This is a genomic window from Streptomyces sp. NBC_00440 (assembly GCF_036014215.1).
GTDB lineage: Bacteria > Actinomycetota > Actinomycetes > Streptomycetales > Streptomycetaceae > Streptomyces.
Genome location: NZ_CP107921.1, coordinates 7,346,023 through 7,372,643, shown reverse-complemented (window position 1 = coordinate 7,372,643; position 26,621 = coordinate 7,346,023). Strand labels below are relative to the sequence as shown.

22 protein-coding genes and 1 pseudogene are annotated in these 26,621 nt (G+C 70.6%); 19 read left to right on the top strand and 4 right to left on the bottom strand.

Annotation, left to right across the window (positions count from 1 at the left end; translation table 11 throughout):
• The 3 genes from OHB13_RS32865 (at position 1) to OHB13_RS32855 (ending at position 2,238) form a co-directional block, all read left to right on the top strand.
• Positions 1–888, top strand: a complete 888-nt coding sequence (locus OHB13_RS32865; protein WP_328379523.1) for an alpha/beta fold hydrolase — start codon at positions 1–3, stop codon at positions 886–888.
• A complete protein-coding gene (locus OHB13_RS32860) occupies positions 881–1,357 on the top strand; it encodes a MarR family winged helix-turn-helix transcriptional regulator (protein WP_328379522.1) in 477 nt (158 codons plus the stop codon). Before OHB13_RS32865 ends, OHB13_RS32860 begins: the two co-directional genes overlap by 8 nt.
• A gap of 95 nt (positions 1,358–1,452) precedes the next feature.
• Complete coding sequence (locus OHB13_RS32855) at positions 1,453–2,238, top strand: maleate cis-trans isomerase family protein (RefSeq protein ID WP_328379521.1); 786 nt, start codon at positions 1,453–1,455, stop codon at positions 2,236–2,238.
• Between the two features lie 43 nt (positions 2,239–2,281).
• On the opposite strand, the gene hisC is transcribed toward OHB13_RS32855, so the two are convergent.
• From hisC to OHB13_RS32835, 4 genes and pseudogenes are all read right to left on the bottom strand, one after another.
• Positions 2,282–3,319, bottom strand: a complete 1,038-nt coding sequence (gene hisC / locus OHB13_RS32850) for a histidinol-phosphate transaminase (RefSeq protein WP_328379520.1) — start codon at positions 3,317–3,319, stop codon at positions 2,282–2,284.
• On the bottom strand, positions 3,316–4,041 hold the full coding sequence (locus OHB13_RS32845) for an IclR family transcriptional regulator (protein WP_328379519.1): 726 nt from the start codon (positions 4,039–4,041) through the stop codon (positions 3,316–3,318). Before OHB13_RS32845 ends, hisC begins: the two co-directional genes overlap by 4 nt.
• 263 nt (positions 4,042–4,304) lie before the next feature.
• A complete protein-coding gene (locus tag OHB13_RS32840; RefSeq protein ID WP_328379518.1) occupies positions 4,305–4,916 on the bottom strand; it encodes a class I SAM-dependent methyltransferase in 612 nt (203 codons plus the stop codon).
• Between the two features lie 53 nt (positions 4,917–4,969).
• A pseudogene (locus OHB13_RS32835) lies at positions 4,970–5,136 on the bottom strand (integrase core domain-containing protein); the annotation flags it as partial.
• Between the two features lie 318 nt (positions 5,137–5,454).
• Between OHB13_RS32835 and OHB13_RS32830 the strand changes: the two are divergent.
• The 16 genes from OHB13_RS32830 (at position 5,455) to OHB13_RS32755 (ending at position 26,583) form a co-directional block, all read left to right on the top strand.
• Positions 5,455–5,862: an FKBP-type peptidyl-prolyl cis-trans isomerase gene (locus OHB13_RS32830; protein WP_328379517.1), complete on the top strand. Its 408-nt coding sequence runs from the start codon at positions 5,455–5,457 to the stop codon at positions 5,860–5,862.
• Between the two features lie 49 nt (positions 5,863–5,911).
• Positions 5,912–6,037, top strand: coding sequence for a hypothetical protein (locus OHB13_RS32825; protein ID WP_266850908.1), 126 nt, complete (start codon positions 5,912–5,914; stop codon positions 6,035–6,037).
• Between the two features lie 464 nt (positions 6,038–6,501).
• A complete protein-coding gene (locus tag OHB13_RS32820; protein WP_328379516.1) occupies positions 6,502–7,977 on the top strand; it encodes an amidohydrolase family protein in 1,476 nt (491 codons plus the stop codon).
• The gene (locus OHB13_RS32815) at positions 7,974–9,086 is read left to right on the top strand and encodes a M20 family metallopeptidase (RefSeq protein ID WP_328379515.1); all 1,113 of its coding nucleotides are present in this window, start codon (positions 7,974–7,976) and stop codon (positions 9,084–9,086) included. Before OHB13_RS32820 ends, OHB13_RS32815 begins: the two co-directional genes overlap by 4 nt.
• Positions 9,087–9,171: 85 nt before the next feature.
• Entirely contained in the window at positions 9,172–10,068 is an 897-nt protein-coding gene (locus OHB13_RS32810) for a GNAT family N-acetyltransferase (RefSeq protein ID WP_328379514.1), read from the top strand.
• Positions 10,065–11,171 (top strand): o-succinylbenzoate synthase, encoded by a 1,107-nt coding sequence (gene menC, locus OHB13_RS32805; protein WP_266850915.1) that lies wholly within the window; start codon positions 10,065–10,067, stop codon positions 11,169–11,171. Before OHB13_RS32810 ends, menC begins: the two co-directional genes overlap by 4 nt.
• A 76-nt stretch (positions 11,172–11,247) precedes the next feature.
• Positions 11,248–12,903 (top strand): PucR family transcriptional regulator, encoded by a 1,656-nt coding sequence (locus OHB13_RS32800; protein ID WP_328379513.1) that lies wholly within the window; start codon positions 11,248–11,250, stop codon positions 12,901–12,903.
• Between the two features lie 140 nt (positions 12,904–13,043).
• A complete protein-coding gene (locus OHB13_RS32795) occupies positions 13,044–14,336 on the top strand; it encodes an MFS transporter (RefSeq protein ID WP_328379512.1) in 1,293 nt (430 codons plus the stop codon).
• Positions 14,337–14,404: 68 nt separating this feature from the next.
• The gene (locus OHB13_RS32790; protein WP_328379511.1) at positions 14,405–15,298 is read left to right on the top strand and encodes a serine hydrolase; all 894 of its coding nucleotides are present in this window, start codon (positions 14,405–14,407) and stop codon (positions 15,296–15,298) included.
• Between the two features lie 140 nt (positions 15,299–15,438).
• Positions 15,439–16,830 carry a serine hydrolase domain-containing protein gene (locus OHB13_RS32785; protein ID WP_328379510.1) on the top strand — a complete coding sequence of 464 codons (1,392 nt, stop codon included), beginning with the start codon at positions 15,439–15,441 and terminating at the stop codon, positions 16,828–16,830.
• On the top strand, positions 16,827–17,726 hold the full coding sequence (locus OHB13_RS32780) for a serine hydrolase (protein ID WP_328379509.1): 900 nt from the start codon (positions 16,827–16,829) through the stop codon (positions 17,724–17,726). The genes OHB13_RS32785 and OHB13_RS32780 overlap by 4 nt, the downstream gene beginning before the upstream one ends.
• Positions 17,723–19,312, top strand: coding sequence for an ABC transporter substrate-binding protein (locus tag OHB13_RS32775; RefSeq protein ID WP_328379508.1), 1,590 nt, complete (start codon positions 17,723–17,725; stop codon positions 19,310–19,312). Before OHB13_RS32780 ends, OHB13_RS32775 begins: the two co-directional genes overlap by 4 nt.
• Complete coding sequence (locus OHB13_RS32770) at positions 19,312–20,304, top strand: ABC transporter permease (RefSeq protein ID WP_328379507.1); 993 nt, start codon at positions 19,312–19,314, stop codon at positions 20,302–20,304. The genes OHB13_RS32775 and OHB13_RS32770 overlap by 1 nt, the downstream gene beginning before the upstream one ends.
• On the top strand, positions 20,304–22,235 hold the full coding sequence (locus OHB13_RS32765) for a dipeptide/oligopeptide/nickel ABC transporter permease/ATP-binding protein (RefSeq protein WP_328379506.1): 1,932 nt from the start codon (positions 20,304–20,306) through the stop codon (positions 22,233–22,235). The genes OHB13_RS32770 and OHB13_RS32765 overlap by 1 nt, the downstream gene beginning before the upstream one ends.
• On the top strand, positions 22,232–23,230 hold the full coding sequence (locus tag OHB13_RS32760) for an ABC transporter ATP-binding protein (protein WP_328379505.1): 999 nt from the start codon (positions 22,232–22,234) through the stop codon (positions 23,228–23,230). The genes OHB13_RS32765 and OHB13_RS32760 overlap by 4 nt, the downstream gene beginning before the upstream one ends.
• On the top strand, positions 23,227–26,583 hold the full coding sequence (locus OHB13_RS32755; protein ID WP_328379504.1) for a serine hydrolase: 3,357 nt from the start codon (positions 23,227–23,229) through the stop codon (positions 26,581–26,583). Before OHB13_RS32760 ends, OHB13_RS32755 begins: the two co-directional genes overlap by 4 nt.
• Positions 26,584–26,621 lie beyond the last annotated feature (38 nt).

The window sequence follows — 26,621 nt, the reverse complement described above, 5'->3', positions numbered from 1 at the left end:
ATGAACCAGCGCTCGCTCACCCAGCCGGCACTCGCCGACCTCGCCGACATCCCCGCCCGCAGCCGCTGGGCCCACCACGGCGGCCTGCGCCTGCACGCCCTGGACTACGGCGGCGACGGCGTTCCGGTGCTGATCCTGCCCGGAATCACCTCCCCCGCCGTGACCATGGACTTCGTGGCCCGCGCCCTGACCGGTCCCGTACGCCCGGTCGTCCTGGACGTACGTGGCCGGGGCCTGTCCGACGACGGTGACAGCTATGCGCTGGACGATTACGCGGCCGACGCCGAGGCCGTCGTCGAACAGCTCGGCCTCGATCACCCCTTGCTGCTGGGGCACTCGATGGGTGCCCGCATCGCCACGGTCGTGGCCGTACGCGCACGGGTACCGCTGCGCGGCACGGTAATCGTCGACCCACCGATGTCGGGGCCGGGACGCGGCCCGTACCCGACCCCGCTGACGGCGTTCGCGAACCAGCTGCAAGAGGCCCGGCGCGGCACGGACGCCGACGAGGTCGCCCGCTCCTGGCCGTCCTGGCCCCGCCGCGAACAGGAACTGCGCGCGCGATGGCTGAGCAGTTGTGGCGACGTGGCGATCACCGCCACGCACGAGGGGTTCGAGAGCGAGGACTTCTTCGACTGGTGGCCGCGGATCGGCGCGAATACCCCGACAACCCTCATGTACGGAGCTGACAGCCCGGTCGTGACGGCCGAAGGAGCCGCCGAGGCCGCCAGTTCGCTTCCCGCCGCCCGCCTGATCCGCGTGCCGGACGCCGGCCACATGGTCTTCTGGGACAACCCGGACACCTCCCTCGCCCTGCTCCGTGATGCCCTAGCGGCTCCCCACCCCGCTGAAGAGCGCGCGTCCGTGGGAAAGTTGGCCTATGACTGACTCCACGGCGGCCACTGACGCCCCCGCTGCTCCACGTCGACTCGTCGAAGCGCCCGGATTCCAGTCCCGGCGCCTCTACCAGGCGTATCTGGCGGTCTGGGTGCGCAGCGTCGACGCGACACTCACGGGCCCGCAGTTCGCGGTGTTGCAGATCGCCGAGGCCAACCCGGGGCTCGACCAGAGCTCCCTGGCCGCGCTCTCCGCCCTCGACACGTCCACCATGGCAGACATCGCACGGCGCCTCGAAAACCGAGGGCTGCTCGCCCGCACCCCCTCGCCCGCCGACGCACGGCGCAAGCTGCTGCACCTGACGGACGAGGGGCGAGAGGTGGTCGAGACGGCGAACACGCGGGCGCGTGAGCTGGACGAGCAGCTGCTGCAGCCCTACGCCCCCGAACGGCGCGAGGAGATCGTCCGGGAGCTGACACGCCTCGCCGACCACTGGGAGCAGCTGGCCCGCAGCTCCTGACTCCCTCAACCGCCCCGCTGCCCCGCCTCTGCCGAGCATTCGGGGCTCACCACAGCCAAATTCGTACGTGTCCGGACTTTTGATGGAGGAAGTACATGCCCACGCACCACATCGGGATGATCGTGCCCAGCTCGAACCTGACGATGGAGACCGAGGTCCCGCGCATGCTGCGGGCCCGCGAGGATGCCGGGCAGGGCGACCGCTTCGTCTTCCACAGCAGCCGCATGCGTATGCGGCAGGTCACGCCCGAGGAACTTCGCGGCATGAACGCGCAGACGGAACGCGCCGCTCTCGAACTGGCCGACGCCCAGCCGGACGTGGTGGCCACCGCCTGCCTGGTCGCGATCATGGCGCAGGGCCCGGGCCACCACTGCACGGCGGAGGACCAGATCACTTCCGTGCTCCGGGAGCAGGGCGCCAAGGCCCCCGTCGTCTCCAGTGCCGGCGCACTCCTGGACGGGATCGCCGCGCTGGGCGCCCGGCGGGTCGCCGTCGTCACCCCGTACATGAAGCCGCTGACCTCGCTCGTCACGCAGTACATCGAGTCCGCCGGTATCGATGTGGTCGATTCCCTCAGCCTGGAGGTCCCCGACAACCTCGCCGTCGCCCGCCTCGACCCCGCGGACCTCCGCGACCACTACAAGCGCCTCGACCTGAGCAACGCGGACGCGTTGGTCCTGTCGGCCTGCGTGCAGATGCCGTCCCTGGACGCGATCCAGGCAGTCGAGGACGAGTGCGGCATCCCGGTGCTGTCCGCGGCGACGGCTACGACGTTCCGCCTGCTGACCGAACTCGGCCTGACTCCGACGGTGCCGGGCGCGGGACGCCTCCTCAGCGGGCAGGCCGTGCCGACCGCGTCCCGGATGAGCGCGGTTGACTGACCTCCAGTACGGGCGACGGGGTCATCCCTGTGGTCCCCAGCCGTCAGGGCATGGCGAGAGCTCGCTCGACCAGGGCCATGCCGGGGAGTGAGGGCACGCTGATCCGGACGGTGCCGGGGGCGCCGAGGGCGCTGCCCGGCCGTACCGAGACACCGTGCTCGGCGAGTCGAGCGACGAGGTGGTCCTCGTCCCTTGCCCTGACGAGGACGAAATTGGCCTGTGAGGGTACGACGTCGTAGCCGGCGGATGTGAACAGGTCGGCCAGTGCCGCACGGTGCTGCATCGTATGCCGTCGTACGGCCTGGTAATGCGCGTGGTCGTCGAGGGCCGCGCAGGCCGCGGCCTGGGCCAGGCCACCGACGGAGAACGGGGCGCGGACGGTTCGCAGTGTGTCGATGATCGCCGGGTCCGCCACGAGATAGCCGACGCGCAGGCCGGCGAGACCGTGCACCTTGGAGAAGGTGCGCAGTACGGCCGCCTTGCCCTGGCGGGCGAGCGGGATGGCACTCGTGGCGGCCGGGTCGTCGGTGAAGTCGATATACGCCTCGTCGACCACGACGAGGCGGCTCTGCGCGCGTGCGACGAACGATTCGATCGCCTGCAGTCCCAGCGTCGTCCCGGTGGGATTGTGCGGGTTGACCACATAGGCGATGTCGGCCGCCACGTCGGCCATGGCCGACAGGTCGTGGGTCCAGTTCCGCAGGGGGATCCTGGTGAGACGCGCGTCGACCACCTGGCTGCTGATCTCGTCCACGCGGTAGGCCGGATCGGCGCACACGGCCTGCCCGCCGTGAGCCAGGTAGGCCCAGGCCAACAGGAATATCAACTCGTCGGATCCATTGCCCACGAGAATGTGCTCAACGCTGACCTCGTGCAACTCGGCCAGCCGCTGCCGGAGATCCGTCGCCAGCGGGTCCGGATACTGATGGGCTCCGGTCACCGCTTCGGCCACCGCCGCTGCCACCCTGGGGCTGGCCCCGAGAGGCGACTCGTTGGAGGCCATCGATCCTGCTGCGGTCAGTGCCTGACGGCCGGGCCGGTAGGGGGTGATCCCGTCCAGCCAGGGCCTCGCGCGGATCACCGCTGCACTCCGCCCAGTTTGGCGGTCAGGCGAGCCGCGGATTTCCGTACGGCCTCTGTTGCCGTGTCCACTTCGGGGAAGCCTCCCTTGAGATAACTGATTCCGACAGCGCCCCTGGGGCCCGCCGGGTCGAAGACCGGAGCAGCGATGCACTGCACACCGGAGGCGACCTGTCCGTCGTCGGTGGCGTGACCGTGCTCCCTGACCCGTAGCAACTCTTCTCGCAGACGGCCCGGGTCCTCGGCCCCCGTGCTGTGCACGTGCTCCGCCACGTCTTCAGGACGGAGCCAGGCAAGACAGCACTTGCCGACCGCGGTCAGGTGGGAGGGCAGGCGCGCGCCCAACGAACTGGCCAGTTGTATCCCCGCGTTGACCGGGTCCTGTTTGCAGAGGTACACGGCCTCGGTACCGTCCAGGACCGCGTAGTGCGCCGTGATGTCCAACGCGCGGCTCAGTTCGACCAGTTCGGACGAGATCACCCCACTGACCCCGGCGATGCGCAGATGCGCGGCTCCGACCTCGAACGCCTTAAGGCCGACGGTGTATCCCACGGGCTCGCATACGTCGATGAATCGCTCCCCTGTGAGATCGCGCAGGATGCCGTGCGCCGTGCTCTTGGGGATCTCAAGCTCTTCGGCGATCTGCTTCAGCGTGACCGGTTTATCCGCATGCGCAACCAGGGTCAGAATCCGCAGGGCCCGGGTGACCGATGTACTCGCCACAGGACTCCGTTCGTATATACGAATGTAGATCGGTTATATGAATAACAGGACCTTAGGGCGACAGCCGTATCGGCGTCAATGCATACAGAAGCGCGGGCTCGCCAGAGCGAGCCGCGGGCACAGGGACGCATCAGCGCCGTGACATGGGGACTACCGCGACGGACAGCCGGCGGCTCGACCGGGCGACGGGTGCCCAGCGCGGGCGCACCCATGGCAACTGGGCCTGGCGCTCACCCCGGTGGTCATGGACCTGAGCGGCCGGGTCAGGGACTGGTGCGATGGATACTGACGGCGTAGCCACCGCCGTCGTAGGCGTCGGCGTCCCAGGTGGCAAAGCGGTCGACGAGGGTGAGGCCCGCCGCAGTGCAACTCGCGTCGTACTCCGGCAGCGTGATGCCGGGCGGCACGGGCAGGTGGGCGGCGTCCAGGCCGAAGCCCACGACCAGCAGCCCGCCCGGACGCAAAGCCCCGGCCAGGCGCTTGACCACCGCGGCCTCGGTACCGGCGGCCAGCAGCGGGAAGACATTGCCGGCAGCGAGGACCAGGTCGAAGTCCGCCGCGATGCCGAGCAGGGCCGGATCGAACTCGGCGAGATCGGCCCGGAACCACGGCAGCTCCGGCGCGTGAGTCCGCGCCACGTCCAGCATCGAGTCGTCGAGGTCAATCCCGACGCAGTCGTACCCCAGCTCCGCCAACCGGATCGCGACCCGTCCGGTACCGCACCCGGCGTCAAGCACCCGTGCCCCGGCGGGCACCAGGGCCGCACAGAAGCGCGCCTCACCATGCACATCCTTGCCGTTGCGGGCCAGCGCGGCGAAGCGCGCGGCGTACTCGTGTCCGGATGTGCCACCGGTCAGTTCCTGCCAACGACTCATGAGATCGACTATAGGCCGCCCTCCAGCTCCCGGTGCCTTCCCTCCTCCTCGCGCTGCCGCCAGGTCGGGCCGGAGCGTTGCGTGGCGGGGTCGATGCCGGCTGCGTGGAGGATCTCCCAGACTGTGGACGGGGCGATCGGGTAGCCGAGGCGGGCGAGTTCGCCCTGTATCCGGCGGTGGCCCCAGGTCTGTTCTCTCGGGTCAGGCGCAGGACGAGGGCTCGGATGGAGCGGACGGTGCGGGGGCGCTCGGACTGCTTGTTGCAGAGAGTTGTGCCTGCGAAGCCCCATGTTCGGTCGACATGTTTCGCAACGTGCCGACAGCCGTCTGCACCACGTCTCGTTCTGGCGATTACTGCGTGACCTGTGCGTGCCGGTCGCGTTCATCGGCAGTGCAAAAGATCACCACCTGTGGCCGCTGGATCCGGTGTGCTCCGGGGACCGGCATTCTCGGTAGCGTGACCATCTGCTGCATGGAGTGTCCACGTGCCCGGCTGATCCGTGCGCGACGGCTTCCGACGGAGAGTGATGAGGCGGCAATGAGTGAACTGACAAAGCCCGAGGTCGACGTTCCGGAGGGTGACGCTCCTACCGAGCTGACCATCCGGGACCTGGTCGTCGGAGACGGGGCTGAGGTGAAGCCGGGCATGGTGGTCAGGGTCCACTATGTCGGGGTGACCTTCGAGTCCGGGAAGGAGTTCGATGCCTCCTGGGACCGGGGCCAGCCGTTCAAGTTCGCCCTGGGCAGTGGCAAGGTCATCAAGGGCTGGGACCGGGGGGTGAGGGGGATGAAGGTCGGCGGTAGGCGCGAGATCATCGTTCCCCCGCGTCTCGGCTACGGCAATCAGTCGCCCTCGCCGTTGATCCCGTCGGGCTCGGCCCTGGTCTTCGTGGTGGACCTGCTGGACTCGTATTCCAGCACAACCGGGTGGAGCAGCGCCTGGTGACCTTGGTCCCCCACGACGTGCTGCGTCGTCCCCCGGGGTTGGCGCCCCCATGCTCCTCACTGCCGCTCCTGCTTCCGCCTCCGCAGCGTCCGAACGGTTCCGCCGCGCTCTGGGGCGGACCACAGGCGTCGTGCTGATCGGCTTCGGCCTCGCGGTCGCGACCGCCTCCGTCTGAGCTCGGACCGGGGTTTTCCCCACCCCGTACCGGACTGCAGGAGCCGAGCACGATGCGCTGGGAAGCACTCCTGGTGGCCGCCACTGGTCTCCGGCTCGGCGCCGGCATCGCCTGGACCACGCTCATTCCCCTCGCCCGCGGCCTCACCGGTGCCGCACCTCAATTCTCCGCCGGCGCGGCGGTCGCCTTGGTGGCCGACACGGTCTTCCTCGGCCTGGCTGCCACCGGTCTGCCCACGCGTGCGCTGCTCTGCCGCCACCCCACGGAAGCGGCGGCCGGACGGCAGTGGCCGTTCACGTGCGACCCGGGGCATTCGCGGTGCTCCGGGCCGGGTTCGTCGGCGCGTATGAACAGGCGGCCACGGATTCGTCGGCATGGACCAACAGCGGTGCCTGATCCCCCTCCTAGGGTCGCACTGGAGACCAGCAGGTGCTCCAGTGCGTCCTCGACGAGGAGACGAAAGCGTGCAGACACTTTTGCGTGGCGGCCGTGTCATTGATCCGGGAACAGGGTTCGACGGCATCGCCGACCTACTCGTGTCCGACGGCGTGGTCAGAGCTGTGGCCGCGGGGCTCGACGTGCCACCGGGATGCGAGGTCGTCGACGTCACGGGGTTGGTCGTCGGTCCGGGGTTCGTCGACCTGCACAGCCACGTGCACTCCGTCGCGGGGCAGCGGCTGCAGGCCATGGACGGTGTGACGACGGCCCTCGACCTGGAGTCGGGCCTCATGCCCATCGGGCGTGCGTACGCCGAGGCCGCCGCGGACGGACGCCCGCTGCACTACGGCTTTTCCGCCTCGTGGGGCGGCGCCCGGGCCCAGGTGCTCGCCGGTATTCAGCCCGACGCACAGATCGGGAGCGGCCTCGCGGTGCTGGGAAACCCCGCATGGCAGCGCTCCTCCACCGATCGTGAACTCGCCGAATGGCTGGCCCTGATCGAGGGTGAACTGGCCGCAGGAGCGCTCGGGATCGGAGTCCTCCTCGGGTACGCGCCGCACAGTGATCCGGCCGAGTTCCTCGCCGTCGCCCGGCTCGCCGCGAAGGCCGGTGTGCCGACGTACACCCACGTCCGTGAGCTGGTCGAAGTGGATCCCGGCACTCCGGCGGACGGCTCCGAGGAGATCGTCATCGCCGCGGCCGAGACCGGCGCCGCGATGCACCACTGCCACGTCAACAGCACGTCGGGCCACCACATCGACCGGGTACTCGGCGCGTTGGACGGCTCACGGCGGTCGGGATCCCGGGTGACGGTCGAGGCCTACCCCTACGGGGCGGGCAGCACCGCGATCGGCGCGGCCTTCCTCGACGCCGAACGCCTGCGGATGAAGGGCCTGTCCCCGTCGAGCGTCGTGATGCTCGAATCGGGCGAACGCATCGCCGACGAGGGGCGCCTGCGGCAGTTGCGCAACACTGACCCCGGGGCGCCCTGCATTCTGGAGTTCCTCGACGAGGGCAACTCGTGCGATCTCGCGATGCTGCACCAGGCGCTGGCCTTCCCGGACGCGATCGTCGCCAGTGACGCGATGCCGGTCTACTGGCCCGATGGCAGCAACGACAGCACCGAGTGGCCGCTGCCGCCCGGGGGAACGACGCACCCACGCACCGCGGGAACGTTCACCAAGACGCTGCGCGTGATGGTGCGGGAGAGCGGCGCCTGGGACTGGCCGGAGGCGTTCCGGCGCTGTGCCCACCTGCCGGCACGCGTCCTCGACGACGTGGCGCCGGGCGCGCGGGGGAAGGGACACCTCGGCGTCGGCGCGGACGCCGACATCGTCGTCCTCGACCCGGTGACGATCACCGATTGCGCGACCTACTTCGACTCCACGCGGCCGTCCGTGGGCGTGCGGCACCTGTTCGTCGGTGGTGTGCCGGTGGTCAGTGCGGGGGAGCTTCAAGTCGACGCGCTCGCCGGACAGCCGCTGCGAGGTGAGCCGCGATGACGGCGACGCGTTCCGAGGTGGCGGTGGAGGCGCTCCTCGCCGACATCGAGACCCTGGTGCGGTGCGAGTCGCCGTCCTCCGATCACGCAGCCGTCGCCCGCAGCGCAGACGTCGTGGCGGCGCTGGGGCGCAGGCTGCTGGACGCGGAACCGGACCGCGTGGTGATCGACGGGTGTACGCATCTGAGGTGGCGCTTCGGCGAGGCGCCGCGTGTGCTGCTGCTCGGGCACCACGACACCGTGTGGCCCGCCGGATCGCTGGAGACGCACCCGTACTCCGTCCTGGACGGAGTGCTGCGCGGGCCGGGCTGCTTCGACATGAAGGCGGGCGTCGTGATGGCGCTGCACGCCGCCGCGGCCGCCGGGAACCGCTCGGGTCTTTCGGTCCTCGTCACCGGCGACGAGGAGATCGGCTCCCCGTCGTCGCGGCGCCTGATCGAGGATGAGGCTCGCGGCTGCGAAGCGGTCTTCGTGCTGGAGGCGTCGGCCGACGGCGGAGCGCTCAAGTGCCGCCGCAAGGGCGTCTCCCTGTACCGGATCGACGTGGACGGCCGGGCCGCGCACGCCGGGCTCGAACCGGAGAAGGGTGTGAACGCCGGAGTGGAGGTGGCGCACCAGATCCTCGCCGTCGCCGCACTCGCCGACGCCGAACGGGGTACGACCGTCGTGCCGACGGCCCTGTCCGCCGGTACCACGACCAACACCGTTCCCGCGCGTGCCGGCGTGGCGGTCGACGTACGGGTGTGGGACGAGGCGGAACAGCGGCGGGTCGATCAGGCCGTGCGGGACCTGAGGCCCGTACTCGACGGCTCGCGGATCCGGATCTCGGGTGGCATCAACCGCCCGCCGCTGCAGGCGGACGCGTCCTCGGGGCTGTTCGACCTCGCCGCGACGCTCGCTGCCGAACTCGGTCTCGGAAATCTCACCGCCGCCGCTGTCGGCGGTGCCTCGGACGGAAACTTCACCGCAGGCCTTGGGGTCCCCACCCTCGACGGCCTCGGTGCCGTGGGCGGCGGTGCGCACGCCGACGACGAACATGTCGTCGTCGCCGAACTGCCGCGGCGCACCGCCCTGCTGACGGCCCTGATCGACGCCGTGTCGGCGAAATGAGCTCCGTGCGCCACGACGAACGCGGCGGACAACCCTGGCGCGGCACCACCGTGGCCCGCCAGGCAAGCCCGGAAAGGACAGTCCCGTGACCGATCTTGCGACACATGGGTCAGCTCTGGTTTCCCCGGCTGTGAGTGCAGCCGCGCTGGCCGCCGCGACCGCTGCGGCCGCCGCCTCACGTGTGGAAATCCGGGACCTGACCGAGGTGTCCGACCTGACCGAGGTCTGCCGGCTCTTCGCCTCGATCTGGCAGCCGGGCGCCGGTGCCCAACCGGTGACGACCGAGCTGCTGCGGGCGATGGCCGCGGCCGGGAACTATGTCGCGGGCGCGTATGAAGGAGAGGAGCTCCTGGGAGCCTGTCTCGGCTTCTTCGGTAGCCCGGCCAAGGCGAGCCTGCACAGTCACATCGCCGGGGTCGCGCCGCGAGGCCTCGGCCGGGGGATCGGGTTCGCCCTCAAACTGCACCAGCGCGCCTGGGCGTTGCGCCAGCACGTCTCGCTGATCACCTGGACGTTCGATCCCCTGGTCCGGCGGAACGCGCATTTCAACCTGGCCAAGCTCGGCGCCGGTCCGGCGCGCTACCTGCCCGACTTCTACGGGCCGATGCGCGACGGCATCAACGGCGCCGGTGACACCGACCGGCTGATGGTCCGTTGGGACCTGTCAGGCCCGGTGGCCTCCGCCGCCTCGCTCGGTGAGCCCGCCCGGGTCGATGCCGCCGCGCTGCGGGAGCACGGTGCGGAAGCCGCCCTGTCCGTCGCACCTGACGGGGGCCCGCTGACCGCAGTGGCCGACGGGCCGGTCGTCCTGGTCGGTGTGCCGCCGGACATCGAGACACTCCGGCGCACGGACCCGGGCCGGGGCCAGGCGTGGCGCGTCGCGCTGCGGGAGGTGTTGGGAGGCCTGATGGCGGAGGAAGCCAGGGTCGTCGGATTCGATCGTGCCGGATGGTACGTGGTCTCAAGGGAGAAGCCGTCATGAAGCCCAGTGGTGTGGAACTTCTGCGTGTTCAGATGCCGTTGGTGGCACCGTTCCGGACGTCATTCGGTACGCAGGACGTACGGGAACTGCTGCTCGTACGCGTCGTGACGCCGAACGGCGAGGGCTGGGGCGAGTGCGTCACCATGGGAGGGCCGCTCTACTCCTCGGAATACGTCGACGGTGCCGAACACGTGCTGCGGAACTTCCTGGTCCCGGCCCTGCTGGAGGCGGGCGAGGGCACCGCGAGCCGGGTCGCGCCCCTTCTGGCCAGGTTCAAGGGTCACCGGATGGCGAAGGCCGCGCTCGAAATGGCCGTGCTCGACGCCGAACTGCGAGCACACGACCTGTCCTTCGCCGCCGCGCTCGGGTCCGCACGGGACTCCGTTCCTTGCGGGGTCTCGGTCGGCATCATGGACTCCGTCCCCCAACTCCTTGATGTGGTGGGCGGCTATCTCGACGCCGGCTATGTGCGGATCAAGCTGAAGATCGAACCCGGTTGGGACGTCGAGCCGGTGCGAGCGGTGAGGGAGCGTTTCGGCGACGACGTGCTGCTGCAGGTCGACGCCAACACGGCGTACACCCTGTCCGACGTGTCCCAGCTCGCCCGTCTGGATCCCTTCGAGCTCCTCCTCATCGAGCAGCCCCTGGACGAGGAGGACCTCCTGGGCCACGCCGAGCTGTCCCGTCGCATCCGCACGCCGGTATGCCTCGACGAGTCGATCGTGTCCGCCCGCTCCGCTGCCGACGCGATCACGCTCGGCGCCTGCCGCATCGTGAACATCAAGCCCGGCCGGGTCGGCGGGTACCTTGAGGCGCGGCGGGTGCACGATGTCTGCGCCGCCCATGGGATCCCCGTGTGGTGCGGTGGCATGATCGAGACCGGGCTCGGCCGGGCGGCCAACGTCGCGCTCGCCTCGCTGCCCGGGTTCACCCTGCCCGGAGACACCTCGGCGTCGGACCGGTTCTACCGGACCGACATCACCGAACCGTTCGTCTTGAAGGACGGACACCTGCCGGTGCCCCAGGGGCCGGGCCTCGGTGTCACGCCGATTCCCGACCTGCTGGCGGAGGTCACGACCTCGAAGGTGTGGCTCGGTTCGTAGCACGCGACGAATTCGCCGTTAAATCCGGTCGGATCGGACCAGCAGGTTCCGGTGCGCCCGGAGTTACCTTTGGGCGGTGCTGACACCGACGTCTGGCAAGCCACACACAAGCCTGGCGCGCGTCCTCGACGACCTCGGGGACGTGCTGCTGGAGTCGATCGCCGGCGGCGGGAGCACGCGCCGGCAACTGAGCGGCGTAGTCATCCACGACCCGCTCGACGAGGCGCAGTTCCCGGCGCGGGCAGTCGTCCTGGGTGTGGGCGTCCACGAACCGGACGACGTGGTCCGCCTCCTGTACGACCTCGGCAGCAAGGGCGCGGCAGCGCTCGTCGTCCGGTCACCGTTCACCGCGACCGAGGAGATCCGGCGGGCCGCCGACGAGTCCGGCGTCGCCCTGCTCGGACTCACCCGGGGAGCCTCCTGGGCGCAGGTCGCCGCCATGCTCCGCACCCTGCTCGTCGAGGGAGACATCGGCGACATCTCACCGCAGACGCTGGGCGGCATGCCGTCGGGCGACCTGTTCGCGCTGGCCAACGCCGTGGCCGCGCTCCTGGACGCGCCGGTCACCATCGAGGACCGCAGCTCACGCGTGCTCGCCTTCTCCGGCCGCCAGGACGAGGCGGACCAGTCCCGCGTGGAGACGATCCTGGGGCGCCAGGTGCCGGAACGGTTCACCCTGGGCCTGGCGCGCAACGGCGTCTTCGAGCGACTTCATCGCGGCCATGCGCCCGTGTACGTCGATCCGCTCCACGACGAGTCGATGACCGTTCCCCGGGTGGCGCTCGCTGTGCGGGCCGGCGACGAGATCCTCGGCTCGATCTGGGCCGCGGTGCCCGGGCCCCTGTCCAAGGAGCGGACACAGGCGCTGATCGACGCCGGAAAGCTCGTCGCGCTCCACATGTTGCGCCTGCGCGCGGGCGCCGATGTCGAACGCAGGCTGCGCGCCGATCTGGTGAGCACCGCGCTGGAAGGCGGCACCGGGGCACCGGAGGCGATTGCGCGGCTCGGGCTCGTGGGACAGCCCGCGATCGTGCTCGCCCTGGGGCTGTTCGGCGGATCGGAAGCCGATCCGTCGACGGAGGACGGTCTGCGCCGGGTCGCGGACCGCCAGCGCGTCGCCGATGCGCTGGCCATGCATCTGAGCGCGGTCCAGGCGCGCTCGGCCGTGGCGCTGGTGGGCGACGTGGCCTACGGCATCGTGCCGATGCCGGGGAGCCAGACGGACTGCCGGGAGCGGTCGGTCCGCGTCGCGTCGACCTTCCTTGAGCGCACCGGGCAGCGCGTGGACGCGGCGATCGGCATCGGGCCGCCCGCTCCCGACGGCTCCGTGCTCAGCCGCTCGCGTGACGGCGCGGACCGCGCGCTGCGGGTGCTGCTCGCCAACGGGGGCGCCCGGCGCGTGGCCACGGCGGAGGAGGTCCACGTCGACGCACTCATGCTGGACCTCGCCGATCTGGCCGCCGCGCGCGGGGACGTGGCGACCGGGCCCGTCGCCCGCCTGCTCGACTACGACGCCCGGCACCAGTCGCAGCTCGTCCACACGCTCTCGTGCTGGCTGGACGCCTTCGGCGACGTCGCCGCCGCTTCCGCCGCGGCGTACGTGCACCCCAACACCTTCCGGTACCGGCTGCGACGGGTCGCGGAGGTCGGTGAGATCAATCTGGACGACCCCGGCGAGCGGTTCGCGGCGATGCTGCAACTCCGGCTCCACCCTGCTCGCCACCACGAGTAGAAGCCGGAGGCCGCACCAGGACGACGTTCGTCCGCACCGCCCGAACACCACCTGAAGGTTTGTGGAACTCCACGAACCCGCTGCGTCACCTGATGTCCAGGATGGGCCATCAACCCCGACGCTACGGTACGGAGGTAGCCATGACGGCGGTGATCACCGAGGACACCTGGACGCCGAAGCGGGTCAACCGGACGGCAACGATCACGATGGTGGTCATGCTGTGCGCCTGGTCGGTCGACTACATCGACCGTTTCTCGATCAGCATGGCTCTGCCGTCGATCGGAGAGGAGTTCCAACTCGGCAGGACGGCACAGGGCTCGCTCGTCACCGTCTTCGCGCTGGTCTACATGATCTGCCAGATACCCGCCGGTTTCCTGGCCGATCGGTACGGCTCCCGCGGACCCATGCTGATCACGCTCGTGCTGTGGTCGCTGTTCACCGCGCTGACCGGGATGGCCGGCACATTCGGTCTGCTCCTGCTGTTCCGCGGTCTGTTCGGTGCCTGTCAGGGCGCTTTCCCGGCAGCGTCGTTCAAAGCCATAGCGGAACGGACGACACCGGCGAGACGGGGGACCGCCACGAGCGTGATGCTGTCCGCCAGCGGGATCGCCGGCCTCGCGCCCCTGCTCGTCGCCCCGCTGCTGACGGGCATCGGCTGGCGGCACACCTTCCTCTGGATGGCGGGTTGCGGCGCGGCCATCGGCATCGGGTTGTGGGCGCTTCTGCCCAAGGCACTGCCGGACCGGCTGAGCCGGCTTCCGCAGACGACGGCGACGACGCCCGCAGTCTCGCGCGCACAAGTACTCAGGTCCCCGGCGGTGTGGAAGTTCGCGGTGCTGTACTGCGCGATGAACATGCTCAGCTACGGCCTGGTCACCTGGGTGCCCAGCTATCTGCTAGAGGCCAGACACCTGTCGCTGAACGAGACCGGGGTGCTGTCGGCGATCCCGAGTCTGGTGGGCTTCGCGACGACCATCTTCGGCGGCTGGCTGTTCGACCGGTACTTCCATGACAAGGCCAGGTGGTACCTGGTGTCCATCGCGACGGTGACCGCGGTCCTGCTCGTTCTGATGGTGTCGGCGGGCAGCGCGGCGACGTTCACTCTCTACGAGACCTTGGCCGTCGGAGTGTTCGGGATGGCGACGATGTGCGTCTTCGGCCTTCCGCTGCGGGTGCTTCCCACGGCGGTGGCCGGCCTCGGCTCCGGAATGACGAACTTCGGCGGCCAGGTCGCCGGCGTGATCGCGCCGCTGGCGATGGGCTGGCTGGCGGACGCGTTCTCCTACACCGCCGCGTTCGGATTCCTGATCTGCACCACGCTGCTCACCGCGGTGATCGCGTTCTGGGTCCCGCAGCGAGCCGAACAATTCAACTTCCCGCCGGCCGGAACCAAGGAGTCTGCCGGCACCAAGGAGCCGACCGGCACCAAGTAGTCGACCGGTGTACCGGGAAACAGATCCCGTCCGGACAGAAATCCACCCCGACAGAGAGAAGGGACCCCATGGTCACCGAATCGGAACTGGTCGAGACAATCACCGGGCGGGCGGCGGAAGCCGGCGTCCAGGTATGGCTGCACGCGGCCGATCTGGACAGCTCGCGACACGTGGGCATCGACGCCGACGAGCCGGTGGTCACCGCGTCCGTGTTCAAGGTTCCCGTAGCAGTGGAACTTGCCCGGCAGGCGGCCGACGGTGAACTCGACCTCGCCGAGCGGATCACGGTGCCACCGGGACATCCGACCGCCAGTCCGTACGGCCTCGCGACGTTCCGCCACGACGTCACGATGTCCTGGTACGACCTCGCCGTCCTGATGATTGGCATCAGCGACAACGTCGCCACGGACCTGATCCTCGGGAAGGTGGGAAAGGCCGCGGTCGCCGGGACTCTGCGCCGGCTCGACCTCCCGCACACGGCCGTCCCCCACGACTGCGGGGACCTGTTGCGCACGATCGGCGAGGACCTCGGGATCGACTACCAGGACGACGAACGGATTCTGGCCGCGATGCCGGCCGAACAACTGGCCAAGCTGCGCGCGTTGACACCCGAAGAGACCTGCCGGACCACCGCCGCGGAGAGCACCCGCCTGCTGGGCCTGATCTGGCGTGACGAAGCGGCACCCGCGACGGCGTGCGCCGACGTCCGGCGCTGGCTGGAACTGCAGGTGTGGCCGCACCGGCTGCGCTCCGGCTTCGCGGACGACGACGTCAGGATCAGCGGCAAGACCGGCACGCTGCCCTCGCTGCGCAACGAGATCGGCGTGGTGGAGTACCCGGACGGTGGCCGGTACGCGGTCGGCGTCTTCACCAGGGCCGTCGACGCCCGTTCGAGAGTTCCCGAGCGTGACGCCTTCATCGGTTTCGCCGCCGCGCGGGCGGTGGACTGGCTCAGGCGGTAACCCATAGCGGCGGCCGGGCGTTTCGTCGGTCGCGATGAAGGTTTCGGCAATTCTCGTCGTTTCTCACGAATCGGCCATCAGCGCACAGGTCATACCCTCCCGGAATCGCCCGTTCTCCCTCGCCGAGACAAGAGGTGCACATGTCCGAACTCAATGAACTCCGTGGCTGGTTGGAAAGTCGCCTTCCCGAGTTGCTGGCCGAACACAAGGTGCCGGCCGCGTCGATCGCCGTATACGCGCACGGAGAGATGATCGACCGTGCGGCCGGGGTGCTGAACAAGCACACCGGCGTCGAGGCCACCGCGGACTCCGTCTTCCAGATCGGGTCGATCACCAAGGTCTGGACGACCACGCTGGCGATGCAGCTCGTCGACGAGGGCGCGCTCGACATCGACGCCCCGGTCCGGGCGTACCTGCCCGAATTCGCCGTCGGTGACGAGACGGCCTCCGCGAAGATCACCGTACGCCAACTGATGTGCCACACCTCGGGGTTCGAGGGCGACGTCTTCCTCGACACCGGTCGCGGGGACGACGCGGTGCACAGGCTCGTCACCCTCCTCGCCGACGTGCCCCAGCTGTTCGCGCCGGGCGAGATGTTCTCGTACAACAACGCCGCCTTCTGCGTACTCGGTCGCATCGTCGAGGTGCTGCGCGAGAAGTCGTACGACGACTGCCTGCGCGACCACCTGTGCACGCCGCTGGGGCTGACCCACGTCGCCCCCAGCCCGTACGAGGCCGTCAGGTTCCGCGCCGCGTCAGGGCACCTCACTCCCGACCCCGACGCCGAGCCGCAGCCCGCGCAGGTCTGGGCGCTGCCCCGGTCGAACGCGCCCGCCGGATCGATGCTGGCGATGCGGCCGCGGGACCTTCTGACGTTCGCCCGGATGCATCTCGACGGGGGCAGGGGGCCCGACGGGACGGCGGTGCTCACTCCGGAGAGCGCGCTCGCCATGCGGCGCCGCGAGGTGGAACTGCCGGATCTCGGTCTGCTGGGCGACGCCTGGGGACTGGGCTGGTCGCTCTTCGACTGGCCCGGCGGCACGGTGGTCGGCCACGACGGAGGCACACTCGGCCAGTCGGCCTTCCTACGGGTGGCTCCCGAACACGACATCGCGGTGGCGTTGCTGACCAACGGCGGCAACCCGCTCCCGCTGTACGTCGAACTCGTCGGACGCGTGCTGCGCGAGCTGGCCGGAACAGAGATGCCGGCGCTCCCGGTGCCGGACGCCGACGCCCCCCGTGTCGAGACAGCGAGGTACGTGGGCACGTACGCGTCGTCCGTCGGCGACACCGTCGTCAGCGAGGACGCCGACGGCAGGCTGTGGGCCGAGCGGACCCCGAAGGGAGTGTTCGCCGAACTCGACGGCGGTCCGCCGGAAAGGATCGAACTGGTCGCGTACGACGGCGACAGGCTGATCCCCGTGAAGCCGCAGCGCGGCATGCACATGGTGCACGCGTTCGTCGGGGACGACGGGACCGGGCGAGCGCGGTTCCTGCACACCGGCCGGGCCGATCGGCGGGTGAGCCGGTGAACGCCATCGCCGACGAGATCGCCGCGGTCTTCGCCGAGGCGGGAGCGCAAGGATTCCTGCACGCCCGTGAGATCGGGGTGACCGACGGCCCCGAGGTCGCCGTAGGCGCGGACGCCCCGGTGGTCCTGGCGTCGGTCTTCAAGATCCCGGTCGCGGTCGCCTACGCCCGCGAGGTGGCCGCCGGACAGCTGGACGAGACCGAACGGACCCGGGTCACCGCGCGCTACCGCGTCGGCGGGATCGGCACGGCCGGGTGCGTCGACGACGTGGAGATGAGCTGGCGCGACCTGGCGCTGTTCATGCTGACCATGAGCGACAACGCGGCCACCGACGTCGTGTTCCACCGGGTCGGACAGGACGCCGTGGACCGCGTGCTCACCGACCTCGGGCTGTCCCGAACGCGCATCCGCGGCTGCTGCGAGGACCTCTTCGCGTCGTTGCTGTCCGACCTCGGTGCCGGCGAAGGCGACGACGCGGAGGCCGCGCTCGCCGCGGCCGCCCCGGAACAGCTGTGGAAGCTGGCGGTGCTGGACCCGGCCAGGACGACGTCGTCCACCCCGCGGGAGATCACCCGGCTGCTCGACGCGATCTGGACCGACCGCGCGGCCGATCCCGGGGCCTGCGAGAAGGTCCGCGCGATCATGGGACGGCAGATCTGGCCGCACAGGATCTCGTCCGGCCTCGACACCGGGGTCCAGGTGGCGGCCAAGACGGGCACGCTTCCCGCGATCCGCAACGAAGCAGGTGTGCTGACCTACCCGGACGGCAGGCAGTACGCCGTCGCGGTGTTCACCCGCGCGGACTCCCTGGAGGACCGCCGGCCCGCTGTCGATACCTCGATCGGCAGGGCCGCCCGGCTCGCCGTGGACCATCTCCGCCACGGAGAGACGTCGTGAGGCGCCGGGTCGTGCTGCTCGGCGCGCTGGCGCTGACGGTCAGCGCGTGCGGAGGAGTCTCGCAGTCCACACCAGGGCGGACCGCACACCAGAAACTGGCGGACGGCAGGACCTTCACGCAGGCGATCGCGTCCGACCCCGGAAGCCTCGACCCGCAGATGACGGTCCTCTCGGTCGCCATCCAGACCGATCGCTACCTCTACGACTCGCTGCTCAACGTCGACGCCGCCGGAAAGCCCGTGACGGGACTGGCGGACAAGTGGCACGCCACGACGACGAAAGCCACGTTCAGCCTGCGGCGCGGCATCACCTGCGCCGACGGCTCGCCGCTGACCGCCGCGGACGTCGCGGCGAACATCAACTTCGTGGGCGACCCGGCGAACAAGTCCCCGTTCGCGGGGGTGACCATCGCGCCCGGAACGAAGGCGACCGCCGACAACGCGAGCCGCACCGTTACGCTCACCAGCGGAGCGCCGGACGCGTTCCTGCTGCGCAACGCGGGCCGGCTGCCGATGGTGTGCGCCGCGGGCCTGCGGGACCGTTCGCTGCTGGCCAAGGGCGGCGCGGGCACCGGCATGTTCACCGTCACCGAGGCCGTACCCAACGACCACTACACGCTCACCCGGCGCAAGGACTACACGTGGGGGCCGGGCGCGTGGAAGACCAACCAGCCGGGGCTGCCCGACAAGGTGGTCGTGCGGGTGGTCCCGAACGCCACCACCTCGGCGAACCTGCTGCTCTCCGGCGGCCTCAACGCCGCGGCCACGGTCGGGCCGGACAAGAAGCGGCTCTCCGCGCAGAAGCTTTTCCACGCCGACTACCTCGCTCCGATGGGAGAGTTGTTCTTCAACGAGGCTCCCGGCCGCGCCGGCCGGGACGAACGTGTCCGCCGCGCCCTGGTCCAGGCACTCGACCTGACGCAGCTCGGCAAGGTGCTCACCAGCGGCACCGGCAGACCGGCCACAGGCATGGTCACGGCCGAACCCCGGGCCTGTACGGGCGACACCCTGAAGGGCAACCTTCCCGCGCACGACCTCGCCGCGGCCAGAACTGCGCTCGACGCGGCGGGCTGGCGCGTGGGCCCGAGTGGCGTGCGCGTCAAGGACGGCAAGCGGCTCGCCCTCACCATGATCTACGCGACGCAACTCGGGCCGACCATGGCGCCCACCGCCGAGCTGGCGCAGCAGACCTGGAAGAGCATCGGAGTCGACGTCAAGCTGAAGGGCGTCGACAGCTCCGGGCTCAACCAGGCGCTGTTCACCACCGGAGCGTGGGATGTCTCGATGGCTCCCTTCGGCTTCGAACTGCCCAGCCAGGCAGTGCAGTTCATGTCGGGCAGGACGCCGCCGCAGGGCACCAACTTCGCGCACATCCGGAACGCCGGGTACGACTCTCAGGTGCGCCGGGCGTCGGCGCTGGTCGGCGACGACAGCTGCCGCGCGTGGCTCGCGGCCGAGACGTCGCTGATCAAGCGCGTCGACGTCGTCCCCTACGTCCACTCGGTCATCCCGTTCTTCGGCACCGGAGCGCGGTTCGAGGTCAGCGCGGGCTCCATCACGCCGTCGTCGATACGGATGTACGGCTGATGGCCACCGCTGCGGTGCCGGCCGCCTCGCGTGCCGGAATCCGGGGCGGCCCGTGGCTGCCGTTCGCACGGCGCAGGCTGCGGCGATTCCTCGTCGCGCTGTGGGTGCTGCTGACCACGGCATTCCTGATGATCCACCTGGTCCCGGGCGACCCGGTCCGGGCGGCGCTGGGAATGACCGCACCCACCGAGCTGGTCGAGGCCCGGCGCCAAGCACTCGGCCTGGACGACCCGTTGTGGGTGCAGTACGGCCACTACCTCGGCAACCTGTTCACCGGCGACTTCGGTACGTCGATGACGAGCAACCTGCCGGTGGCGCAGGTGATCGGCGACCGTCTGCCCGCGACGCTCGCGCTGGCCGTGCCGGCGTTCGTGGTGGTGGTCGCCCTGGCGATTCCGCTCGGCGTGCTGTTCGCGGTGTTGACCAGGGGCGGCAGACGGCGGGGCGTCGAGCTGGGATTCACCTCGGTGAGCGTGTTCCTGGCCGCCGTCCCTGAGTTCCTCGTCGCCGTCGGCCTCGTCGCGTTCTTCGCCGTGCGCCTTGGCTGGTTCCCGGTCGCCGGGAGCGGCGGCGCGAGCACGTTCGTGCTGCCGGTGACGGCACTGGCGACCGGGGCGACGGCGGTGCTGGCGCGGATCGTACGGGTGGAGATGCTGTCTGTGCTCGGCGACGACTTCGTCCGCACCGCCCGGGCGAAGCGGCTGCCCGCCCGGCTCGTGTACGTCCGGCACGCCCTGCCGAGCGCGCTGACCGCCACGCTGACGTTGGGCGGGCTGATGCTCACCGCGATGGTCGCCGGGACGGTGCTGGTGGAGAACGTCTTCGCCTGGCCCGGGCTCGGCTCGACGATCGTGCAGTCGATTCTGGCGAAGGACTATCCGACGGTGCAGGGCATCGTGCTCGTCTACGGCATCGGGGTGCTGCTGGTGAACCTGGCGGTCGACGTGCTGCTGGCGCTGCTCGACCCGCGCTCGACCATCCAGGAGAGCTGATGACGTCGACATCGCAGTGGAGAAGGCGCGGCTCGGCCTGGTCGGCGGCCGCGCGCACCCCGATGGGGGCGTGCTCACTGGCGCTGTTGGTCGCGTTGGCCGCACTCGCCATCCTGGGACCGGTGCTGTGGGGCGAGCAGGCGGCCGCGGTCGACACGAACGCGATCAGCCAAGGCCCCTCCGGGGCACACCTGTTGGGCACCGACTCGCTCGGCCGCGACATCTTCTACCGCACGCTCGTGGCCACCCGGTTCTCGGTCGAACTCGCGGTGATCGCCAAGGCGGTCGGCGTCACGGTCGGTCTCCTGCTGGGTACCTTGCCGTCGGTGCTGCCGCGCCGGGCCGGCAGGCTGATCACCTCCGCCGTGGACATCGCGGTGGCGTTCCCGGGGCTGCTTCTTGCGTTGTTCTTCGCGGTCATCTTCGGCGTGGGCACCCGAGGCGCGGTCCTTGCGATCGCGTTCGCGACGGCGCCGGGCTTCGCCAGGCTGGCGCAGACCCTCGCCGCGTCGGTGGCAGGGCGGGACTACGTATCGGCGGCGCGCATCGCGGGCGTCGGCCGGCTCCGGTTGCTCGTCCGGCACGTCCTGCCCAACATCGGCGAACCGTTGATAGTGAACGCCACCATCAGCGCGGGCGGCGCACTGCTCGCGTTCGCCTCGCTCTCCTTCCTCGGCATCGGCGTCCAGGCACCCCGATACGACTGGGGGCGGCTCCTGGGCGAGGGACTGGACGGGATCTACGTGAATCCGGCGGCCGCGCTCGCTCCCGGTGCGGCAGTGGTGCTCGCCGGTCTCGCGTTCAACCTGGTGGGGGAGACCGTCGCCGCGGTGGTCGGCGTGCGCACCCCGACCGCCCGGATCCCCGCCCGGCCGGCGCCGCCCGCCCGTCCCGCCGCGGCCGAGGAACCCCCGGCGAAGCCGGTGCTGTTGGTGGAGAACCTGCACGTGGCGTTCCCGCGTGCGGACGGGTGGACGGTCCCGGTGCGCGGCGTGAGTTTCACCGTGCGCGACGGTGAGGCGATCGGTGTGGTCGGGGAATCCGGATCGGGCAAGAGCCTGACCGGACTGGCGGTTTCGCGGCTGATCGAGACGCCGGGTGTCGTGACCGCGGACCGGCTTGAGTTCGCGGGGACTCCGCTCCTGACGACCCCGGAGCGGGAGTTGCGCAAGTTGCTCGGCACGTCGCTGGCGATGGTCTTCCAGGATCCGACGAGCTCGTTCAACCCGACCCGGCGGATCGGCCGCCAGCTGGCTGAGGCATCGGAGCAGCACCACGGCCTCAACAGGCGCGAAGCCTTCGCCAGAGCCGTGGACCGGTTGCGCGAGGTGCGCATTCCCGCCGCGGAACGACGTGCCCGGCAGTACCCGCACCAGTTCTCCGGCGGGATGCGGCAGCGCGCGATGATCGGCATGGGGCTGATGGGCGAGCCGAAACTGATCATCGCCGACGAGCCGACGACGGCGCTGGACGTCACCGTGCAGCGCCAGGTGCTGCGCCTCCTCGCGCGGACGAGGGAGACCGAGAACGCGGCCATCCTCCTGATCAGCCACGACATCGCGGTCGTCGCGCAGACCTGTGACCGGATGCTCGTCATGTACGCGGGCCGCGTCGTCGAGGACCTCCCCACCGCCGACCTCATGTCTGTACCGAGACATCCCTACACCCGGGCGTTGCTGGCCGCGACGCTGGAACTGGACACCGACCGCGACGAGCCGCTGGCCGTGGTCCCCGGCCGCCCGCCCGAGCCGGACCAGGTGCCCGAGGGGTGCGCGTTCGCCGCCCGCTGCCCGGTGGCGACGGACCGGTGCCGGAGCGAGGACCCGGTCCTGGAGCGGGTCGACCGGGCACACCGGGTCGCCTGCTGGCATCCGAACGGCGCCGTCGCGCGGGAGTCCGGCCGGGAAGCCGCCTACGGAGGTGTCGAATGAGCGCGCTGGTGTTTGACGAGGTGAGCGTGCGCTACGGCGCCCGGCGCGGAGGCCTGACCGCAGTGGACCAGGTCAGCCTGACCGTGCCCAAGGGACAGGTGGTCGGGCTGGTCGGGGAGTCGGGATCAGGCAAGTCGACCCTGGCACGGGCCGCGGTGGGCCTTGTACCGGTCGCCGCGGGCCGCGTCATGCTCGGCGGCGTGGATGTGAAGAGCCTGCCGCGAAGGCGTCCGCTGCAGATGGTGTTCCAGGACCCGTACTCCTCGCTGGACCCGCGGATGAGCATCGGTGAGTCGATCACCGAGGCCCTGCCGCGCGGCGCCCACGCCGGGGCCGCGGGCCGGCGGGCCGAGGTGGCGAGACTGCTCGAACTGGTCAACCTCGACCCGGACCGGGCGGGGATGCTGCCGAAGCACCTGTCAGGCGGTCAGCGGCAACGTGTGGCGCTCGCCCGCGCGTTGGCCGGGCAGCCGCAGGTACTGATCGCCGACGAGATCACGTCCGCGCTCGACGTGTCGGTGCAGGGCGCCGTGCTCAACCTGGTCCGCACACTGCAACGGCGACTGGACCTGTCGATGCTGTTCATCTCGCACAACCTGGCCGTGGTGCGCTATCTCAGCGACGTGATCGCCGTGATGTATCTCGGCCGCATCGTGGAGATGGGCCCCGCCCAGCAAGTCCTCAACGACCCGCAACACCCCTACACGCGCGACCTGCTCGCCGCGGCCCCGTCCGCCCGCACCGGCCTGTTCGACGACCCCGGTGACGGCGACGGCATCGGAGACACGGACCCGCCGGACCCGCACCACCCGCCCACCGGTTGCCGCTACCACCCCCGCTGCCCGATCGGCCCGCTCACGCACACCGAGCGCACCGTCTGCCTCAGCTCCGACCCGGCCGACGCCGCGGTGACCCGCCGGCACCGAGCGGCCTGCCACTTCTCCCCGAGCGTCAGCGAACAGCCCGCAATCCCACGAGGAGGCCTCCTGCGATGACCCGACGCCTTGGCATTGATGATCTGTACGAGTTGACAGTCCCCGAGCAGCCGAGTGTTTCGCCGGACGGAAACCGGATCGTGTACGTGCTGCGCGCCGCCGACCGTGACGGCGACCGGGACGTGCGGGCGCTCTGGCAGGTCGCCGCCGCGGGCGGCGAGGCACGGCAGCTCACCCGGGGCACGACCGACACAGCACCGACATGGTCGCCCGACGGCACGCGTATCGCGTTCCTGCGTGCCCGGGACTCGGCCCCGCAACTGTGGTTCCTGCCCGCCGCCGGGGGCGAGGCCGAGCAGGTGACAGAACTCCCGCTGGGCGCCGGCGCGCCGGTCTGGAGCCCGGACGGCAACAAGGTCGCCTTCGCGGTGCCGGTCGACCTCGCCGCGCCGGGCGGCGAGGACGCAACCGCACGCGCACGCCGGGCGAATGCCCCGGTCGTGACGGACCGGCTGGACTTCAAGGCCGACGGCACAGGTCTGGTACGGACCCTGCGCAGGCACGTGCACGTCCTCGACGTAGGCACTCGGGAGATCCGGCAGGTCACATCGGGGGACTGGAACGCGGGCGATCCCGCCTGGTCCCCCGATGGCACCCGGCTGGCGTTCCCCGGCGCCCGCGAGCCCGACGCCGACCTCACGCTGCGGTCCGCCGCCTACGTCCTCGACCTGAGCGGGCGCGCCGCCGAACCGCAGGCGACGGGCTCCGGCGACGGCACGGCAGCCACGGTCACCTGGACCCCTGACGGTCGGGCGCTGCTGGTCGTCGGGCGGGGGGACACCGAGATCGGGAACACCAAACTACTGCTGGTGCCGCTGGACGGCGGCGACACCATCGACCTGACGGCTGCCCTCGACCGGAACGTGATGCCGGGCGGCCCCGGCTATCCCGGCGCGGCGCCGTGCCCGACAGCGGACGGCCGCGTGCTGTTCTGCGTGCGGGAGCGCGGCTGCACCCACCTCTACTCGGTCGGTCTCGACGGCGGCGCGCCGCGACCAGTCGTCGGGGGCGCGGGGAACACCGTCGGCGACCTGGCCGTCGCGGGCGACACCGTGGCGATCCTCCTCGCCACGCCGTCCTCGTTCGGCGAGATCGCGACGGTCGACCCCGCCGACGGGACGGTCGAGGCGCGCACACACCATGGCGAGAGCGTCGCCGACGTGGAGCTGTTCGCCCGTGAGGAGCGGGAGTTCACGATCTCCGACGGCACCGTGGTCCATGGCTGGCTGGTCCGTGACCCGGCCCGTACCGGCCCTTCGCCTCTGCTGCTGGACATCCACGGCGGCCCGCACAACGCATGGAACGGCACAGCCGACGCCACCCACCTCTACCACCAGGTGCTGGCCGCGCGCGGCTGGGCGGTGCTGATGCTCAACCCACGCGGCAGCGACGGCTACGGCGAGAAGTTCCTCACCGCGGCGCTCGGCGCGTGGGGGCAGGCGGACGCGCCGGACTTCCTCGAACCACTGGACCACCTCGTCGCCGAGGGTGTCGCCGACGCCGACCGGCTTGCCGTGTCCGGTTACAGCTACGGCGGCTTCATGACCTGCTACCTGACGAGCCGCGACAACCGGTTCGCGGCTGCGGTCGCGGGCGGGGTGGTCAGCGATCTGACCAGCATGGCCGGCACCTCGGACGCAGGCCACCACATGGGCGTGCGCGAACTGGGCGGCACCCCGTGGGCCGAGGAACAGGCGTACCCGCAGCAGTCGCCGCTCACCCACGTCGACCAGGTCCAGGTACCGACGCTCATCGTCCAAGGTGCCGATGACGTGCGCTGTCCCGTGGGGCAGGCGGAACAGTGGTTCACCGCGCTGCGTGAGCGGGGCGTTCCGGCCCGGCTGGTGCTGTACCCCGGCAGCTCGCACCTGTTCATCCTCGCCGGCAGGCCGTCGCACCGGGCCGACTTCAACCGACGCGTCGTCGACTGGGTGGAGCGGCATGCAAGGCCCAAGGGAAGCGCGGCGCGGGTGCCGATCGACGCCGCGCACTGGCAGCGGCGGCTGAGCGAACTGGCTTGCGCACATCGGGTACCCGGAGCGGCGCTCGGCATCCTGCGCATCGGCGGCGACGGCGCCGACGATCTGGTGCAGGCGAGCCACGGCGTCCTGAGCAAGAACACCGGCGTCGACGTCACCGACGACTCGCTGTTCCAGATCGGCTCGATCACCAAGGTGTGGACGACGACCGTCGTGATGCAACTGGTCGACGAGGGGCTGCTCCACCTCGACGCGCCGATCGCGGACGTCCTGCCCGAGCTGCGACTGGCCGATCCGGACGTGTCGAGGCAGGTGACCATGCGCCATCTGCTGACCCACACCAGCGGCATCGACGGCGACGTGTTCACCGACACCGGCCGTGGCGACGACTGCCTGGAGCGCTACGTCGACCAGCTCGCGGGCGTCGGACAGAACCACCCGCTCGCGGCGACCTTCTCCTACTGCAACTCGGGATTCGTCCTCGCCGGCCGGGTCATCGAGAAGCTGACCGGCAAGACCTGGGACCTCGCGATGCGCGAGCGGCTGTTCACCCCGCTCGGCCTGAGCCACACGATCACGCTGCCGGAGGAAGCGCTGCTGTTCCGCGCGGCGGTCGGCCATGTCTCGCCCGGCGGCGGCGAGCCGACGTCCGCGCCGGTCTGGGGGCTGCCGCGCTCGGTCGGTCCCGCCGGTCTGGTCGGCGCGGCGACCGCGGACGTCCTGGCGTTCGCCCGGCTGCACCTGACCGGCGGGCTGGCACCCAACGGCGAGCGCCTGCTCGCGCGGGCGTCGGTGGACGCGATGGCCGACAGGCAGACGAACCTGCCCGATCCGCACAGCATCGGCGACTCCTGGGGCCTGGGCTGGATACGTTTCGACTGGGACGGGCACCAGGTCATCGGCCACGACGGCAGCACGATCGGCCAGGCGGCGTTCCTGAGGCTGCTCCCCGAGCAAGGACTCGCGGTGGTGCTGCTCACCAACGGCGGCAGTCCACGCGACCTGTACGAGGAGCTGTACCGGGAGATCTTCTCGGAGCTGGCCGGGGTGGCCATGTCGCGTCCACTCGAGCCGGCCGCCGAACCTCCCGCCGTGGACGCGCGGCGGCACGCCGGTGTGTACGAGCGGGCCGGGGTGCGCGCCGAGGTTCTGCTGACCGGGGAAGGGCTGCGCCTGCGCCAGACCCTCACCGGTCCCCTGGCCGAACTCGCGCCGGATCCGACGCAGGAGTACGACCTGGTACCGGTCTCCGACAGCCTGTTCGCGTTCCTCGCGCCGGAATCACGGACCTGGACCCCGGTCACGTTCTACACGCTGCCCACCGGCGAGCCGTACGTGCACTACGGGGTGCGGGCGGCCCCGAAGGTGGCCTGACCGTTCACGGCCGGCGTCTGCGGCTGCGATGTGGAAGG